Here is a 5,151-nt window from a genome sequence, read left to right as displayed (position 1 = left end):
CGGCCCGGCTGGTGGGCCGGGCCGGCGGGCGTCAGCCCCGCGTGCGTCGCGCGCCCGTGACGGGCGCGCCGGGTGCCTCAGGAGTTCTCGTCGCCCTGACCGGGGGTCTGGTCGGTCTGCACCGAGGTCAGGGTGGCGGTCTCGGCCGCGGGGGCCTCGGTGACCGGCGTCTCGTCCTCGGGGGTCGCGGCGACCTCCTCGGCCGTGGCGGCAGCGGCCGGCGCGGCATCGGCGGAGGCCGCGGCCTCGATGCCGACCGGGGCGTCCGTGGCGGTGCCGGCGGCGTCCGCCGGGGCGCCAGCACCCTCGCCGGCGGCGAGCAGCTCGCGCTCCCACTCGGCCAGGGGCTCCTCGGCCGTGGTGGTGCCCCCGCCGGAGCGGGCGACGAGGCCCTCGGCGACGGCGTCGGCGATGACCCGGGTGAGCAGGGCGACGGAACGGATCGCGTCGTCGTTGCCCGGGATCTTGTAGTCGACCTCGTCGGGGTCGCAGTTGGTGTCGAGGATCGCGATCACCGGGATGCCGAGCTTCTTGGCCTCGCTGACGGCCAGGTGCTCCTTCTTGGTGTCGACGATCCACACGGCGCTGGGGACCTTCGTCATGTCGCGGAGACCGCCGAGGGTCTTCTCGAGCTTGTCGCGCTCGCGACGCAGGACGAGGAGCTCCTTCTTCGTCATGCCGGAGCCGGCGACGTCGTCGAAGTCCACGGTCTCCAGCTCGCGCATGCGCTGGACGCGCTTGCTGACGGTCTGGAAGTTGGTGAGCATGCCGCCGAGCCAGCGCTGGTTGACGTAGGGCATCCCCACGCGGGCAGCCTGGACGGCCACGGGCTCCTGCGCCTGCTTCTTGGTGCCGACGAACATGATGCTGCCGCCGTGCGCGACCGTCTGCTTGACGTAGTCGTAGGCGACGTTGATGAACTCCAGCGACTGCTGGAGGTCGATGATGTAGATGCCGTTGCGCTCGGTGAAGATGAAGCGCTTCATCTTGGGGTTCCACCGACGGGTCTGGTGCCCGAAGTGGACGCCGCTCTCGAGGAGCTGGCGCATCGTGACGACGGCCATGCCGACGCACTCCTTCCGGCGCCCGCTGTCGGGGCGCCCTGTCCGGTTCCGTCGCAGCACCGGTCGGTGCTGCTGCCTGGCGCCCTGGGAGGTCCACCCCGTCTCGGCCGCGTGAGCGGCTCCGGCGGGACCGGGGGCCTCCCCCGCACGAGGTGCGGTCGGAGGGCGCGCGAAATCACCGGGCGGACCCGGCTGGGGGACATCGTACGGCCAGCGGCGGCCCGGGCCGGACCACGCGGCTCCTGCACAGGCGCCGGTGGCGACGCGTGCGTGCACAGGCGGCGCGGGGTGCCGCCCGTCCCCAGGGCCGGCCCGCCGGCCACCGGCTGTCCCGCGCCTGCCGGAAGGTCTCGCCATGGACCTCCCCCGCGCCCGGCCCCTCGTCCCGCTCCTGCTCGCCGGGGCCCTGTCGGTGGGCCTGTCCGTGGGCCCGTCCCCGGGGCTCCCGTCCGCGACCGCAGCAGCAGGGACAGCCGGTCTCCCGGAGGGCACGGTGGCAGCCCTCCGCCCGTCCCCGGTGGCGGAGCCTGCGCCCGGCGGGGGCGCGGCAGGGGTGCCGTCGCTCCCCCGCGATGAGCAGCGGCGGCCGCCCGTGCCCGGGACGGTGGTCCGGCTGTTCCAGGCACCGGCCCACGAGTACGGCCCCGGCCACCGCGGCGTGGACCTCGCCGCCGCCCCAGGGGCGGTGGTGCTGTCCCCCGCCGCCGGGACCGTGACCTTCGCGGGGCAGGTCGCGGGGCGCGGGGTCGTCGTGGTCGAGCACGTGGACGCCACGCTCAGCTCGTTCGAGCCGGTCACCGCCAGCGTGGCGCGCGGCACCCGGGTGGGGGCGGGGTCCCCGGTCGCGGTGCTGGCCGCGGCGCCGCCGCACGCCGGGTGCGCCGGGGGGTGCCTGCACTGGGGCGTGCGGGTGGCCGGCCGGTACGTCGACCCGTGGTGGTGGCTCGGCCGAGCCCGCGCGGTCCGCCTGCTGCCGGTGGCCGGCCCGCTGTGACGGGCCGGCCGCGCCGCTCAGCGCCGCGTGACCTCGAAGACCGTCGTCGTGCCGGACACCTCGTTGCCCACCACGAGCAGCGGGGCGCCGGTGGGCGAGCTGGTCGCGGGCACGAAGACGAGCCCCTCCGGGCCGGAGTCCGAGCCGTTCGCCTCCAGGTCGCCGGAGAAGTCCCGGGTGCTCACGTAGTCCACGAACGTCGACCGGCTGGGCACGGTGATGTCGTAGACGGCGATGCCGCCGACGCGCTCGAGCCCGACGAAGGCGTAGGTCCGGCCCGCGACGCGGCCCACGGCCAGCCCCTCGGGCTCGGGGCCCTTGTTGTCGCTGCGGCTGTCCGCGGAGCCGTTCTCGCTGTTGTCGCTGTTCGCGGCCTCGGGCAGCCGGGCCGCGACCACCTGCTCCAGCTGGTCGCCGGAGTCGAAGACGAGCCGGCCCTCGGCGTCCCGCACCGAGAACGAGCGGGCGCCGAACGCGTGGATCTCGGTGACCCGCCCCTGCACGTCCGTGGGGCTGGTGGTCGACGCGGTGAGCCGGCCGAGCGCGGCCGGGGCCTGCAGGGCGGCCACGCCGGCCGCGCCGCCGAACACGTCCGGGCTGAGGACGAGGGAGGAGACGCGTGCCTCGTCGCCGTACCCGAAGTAGTCACGGGCGTCGCCCTCGTTGGCGGTGACGACGAACGTGCGGCCCCGGGACTGGTACGAGGCGACGGCGTCGGGCATGTAGAGCCCACGCACCGGCCAGGTCCCGATCATCGTCCCGCCGTCGCGGTCGCTGGGGTCCAGTCCCGCCCCCGGCACGGAGTGGTCCTTGGTGCCCAGGGGCAGGACGTCGGTGACGGTGGCCGTGCGCACGTCGACGACGGCGAGCGCGTTCGCCTCCTGCAGCGAGACCCACGCGGTGCGCGACCTGGCGTCGACGGTGACGTACTCCGGCTCGAGGTCCTGGGCGACGCTCGCCCCGGGGCCGGACAGCCGCACGCCGGCCGCCCGCAGCGCCGCGGCGTCGAACCCGCCGAAGCCGGCGGTGCGGACGTCGGCCTGCGTCGGCACGCCGCGCCGGACGTCGACGACGCTCACGCTGCCCTCGGGGTCCGTCTGGCCGGGGCCGTAGCCGGAGGGCTCGCCCTCGTTGGCCACGAGCAGGGTGCGCCCGTCGGGGGTGAAGGTGAGCATGTCCGGCAGGGACCCGACCGTGACGGCGCTGAGCCGGGCGAGGGTGGCGGCGTCGAAGAAGCTCACCGACCCCGGCGCCTGGACGTCGGCGGCCTGCTCGGCGACGGCGACCCTGCCGCCGGCCACCGCGACGCTGTTGGCGCCCGGCGTCGCCAGCTCGCCGACCTTGGTCGGAGTGGTCGGGTCGGACACGTCGAGGACGTCGACGGTCCCCGCCTGCGCGTTGACGACGAACACCCGGTCGGTGCCGGGGTCGAAGGCGGGGATCTCGGCGGCGGACTCCTCGAAGCCGCCGCCGGCGTACGTGCCGAGGGGCTCGAGGCCGACGGCGGGCCCGGGGCGGCCGGCCTCGGCGGGCGGGCTCAGGACGACGCTGACCAGGACCAGGGCGGCGAGGGCGGCAGCAGGGGCGACGGCGCGCAGGACGAGGGCGTCGCCGGCTGCGGGCGGGGCCGTGCGGGGGCGGGTCATGTGCGGCAACCTGCCGGGGACAGGTGTCGGGACACCCAACCCGACGTGAACGCCGGCCGACGGTCAGGTGTCGGGCGCCCGGGGTGCCGGGGCTCCGAGGCGCGGTGCTGCTGCCTAGCCGTCCCCGGCCGCGCTGAGCTTGGCGCGCAGCTGCATGACGGCCTTGGTGTGCATCTGGCAGATCCGGGACTCCGTGACCCCGAGGACCCGGCCGATCTCGGCGAGGGTCAGGCCCTCGTAGTAGTAGAGGGTGACGACGATCTTCTCGCGCTCGGGCAGCAGGTTGACCGCGCGGGACAGCAGGAACTTGGTCTCCTGCGTCTCGAAGGCCATGACCGGGTCCTCGGCGCGGGTGTCCTTGAGGGTGTCCCCGAGGGTGAGGGAGTCCCCGCGCTCGCCGCCGGCGTGCATGAGCTCGTCGAGGGCGACGACGTTGGCGTAGGACACCTTGGAGAAGATCTGGTGCAGGTCGCCGATGGAGATGCCGATCCGGTCGGCCACCTCCTGCTCGGTCGGGCTGCGGTGCAGCTCGCCCTCGAGCTGCGCGTACGTCCGCTCCACCTCGCGGGACTTGCTGCGCACCGAGCGCGGGATCCAGTCGATGGAGCGGAGCTCGTCGATGATCGCGCCGCGGATGCGGGAGATGGCGTACGTCTCGAACTTGATGGCGCGCTCGAGGTCGTACTTGTCGATGGCGTCGATGAGCCCGAAGACGCCGTAGGACACGAGGTCGGCGTGCTCGACGTTCGGGGGGAGCCCGACGCCGACCCGACCGGCGACGTACTTGACGAGCGGGGAGTAGTGGACGATCAGGCGGTCGCGGACGGCGCGGTCGCCGGTGTCCTTGTACTCCACCCACATCGCCCGGACGAGCGCCTCGGCGTCGTCGACCGGGTCGGGCTCGACCGCCTCGGGCACGGCCTCGGCGGTGCCGGAAGCGTCGTCGACCGCGTCGCCGTCAGGGTCTGTACCGGCGTCGACGTCGTCGCCGGCGTGGTCGAGGTCCTCGGGCGAAGCGAGACCGGCCCCGTCGAGGTCGGCGTCGACGTCCAGCTCCTCGGCTCCGTCGTCGGCGGTGCTGTCGTCGCGCACCAGGGCCCCCTCGCTGCTCGCGCCGGTCCCCCCGGACCTGCCTGACGTGGACACCGACCTGGCCATCGCTCGCCTCCCCGTCCCTATGCCCGCGGGTGCGCCCGATGGTAGGCAGCGAGCAAGCGAGCCTGCGACACGTGGGTGTAGATCTCCGTGGTCGTGAGCGTAGCGTGACCGAGAAGTTCCTGTACGCATCTCAGGTCGGCTCCGCCGTCGAGCACGTGGGTGGCCGCGGTGTGCCGCAGGGCGTGCGGGTGGACGTCCGTGAGGCCCGCGGCGCGGGCGGCGCGGGCGACGGCCTCGCGTGCCTGGCGCTGGTCGAGGCGGCCGCCGCGGGCGCCGAGGAACAGCGCGG

Annotated in this window: 5 protein-coding genes; 1 reads left to right on the top strand and 4 read right to left on the bottom strand. The window is 74.9% G+C overall.

All coding sequences use genetic code 11. The features are described 5' to 3' along the window. Window positions 1-77: 77 nt before the first annotated feature. Entirely contained in the window at window positions 78-1,064 is a 987-nt protein-coding gene (gene rpsB, locus WCS02_RS17185; RefSeq protein ID WP_340295456.1) for a 30S ribosomal protein S2, read from the bottom strand. A 355-nt stretch (window positions 1,065-1,419) separates the two neighbouring features. Between rpsB and WCS02_RS17180 the strand changes: the two genes are divergently transcribed. Beyond that, window positions 1,420-2,058 (top strand): murein hydrolase activator EnvC family protein, encoded by a 639-nt coding sequence (locus tag WCS02_RS17180; RefSeq protein ID WP_340295454.1) that lies wholly within the window; start codon window positions 1,420-1,422, stop codon window positions 2,056-2,058. 17 nt (window positions 2,059-2,075) lie between these two features. On the opposite strand, the gene WCS02_RS17175 is transcribed toward WCS02_RS17180, so the two are convergent. The 3 genes from WCS02_RS17175 to WCS02_RS17165 form a co-directional block, all read right to left on the bottom strand. Beyond that, complete coding sequence (locus WCS02_RS17175) at window positions 2,076-3,704, bottom strand: choice-of-anchor I family protein (protein WP_340295452.1); 1,629 nt, start codon at window positions 3,702-3,704, stop codon at window positions 2,076-2,078. Window positions 3,705-3,818: 114 nt separating this feature from the next. Beyond that, window positions 3,819-4,796 carry an RNA polymerase sigma factor WhiG gene (gene whiG, locus WCS02_RS17170; protein WP_452039063.1) on the bottom strand — a complete coding sequence of 326 codons (978 nt, stop codon included), beginning with the start codon at window positions 4,794-4,796 and terminating at the stop codon, window positions 3,819-3,821. An 83-nt stretch (window positions 4,797-4,879) separates the two neighbouring features. Beyond that, on the bottom strand, window positions 4,880-5,151 hold a 272-nt coding region (locus WCS02_RS17165; RefSeq protein WP_340295450.1), incomplete at its 5' end, for a tyrosine-type recombinase/integrase.

The organism is Aquipuribacter hungaricus, from assembly GCF_037860755.1.
In the GTDB taxonomy this organism is placed as follows: Bacteria; Actinomycetota; Actinomycetes; order Actinomycetales; family JBBAYJ01; genus Aquipuribacter; species Aquipuribacter hungaricus.
The sequence above is the reverse complement of the archived record's forward strand: the minus strand, read 5'-3'. Positions and strand labels throughout refer to the sequence as shown.

What these genes read in the sequence shown, in the direction of transcription:
- rpsB (WP_340295456.1), bottom strand. Translation starts at nt 1,064, where the DNA reads ATGGCCGTCGTCACGATGCGCCAGCTCCTCGAGAGCGGCGTCCACTTC.
- WCS02_RS17180 (WP_340295454.1), top strand. Translation starts at nt 1,420, where the DNA reads ATGGACCTCCCCCGCGCCCGGCCCCTCGTCCCGCTCCTGCTCGCCGGG.
- WCS02_RS17175 (WP_340295452.1), bottom strand. Translation starts at nt 3,704, where the DNA reads ATGACCCGCCCCCGCACGGCCCCGCCCGCAGCCGGCGACGCCCTCGTC.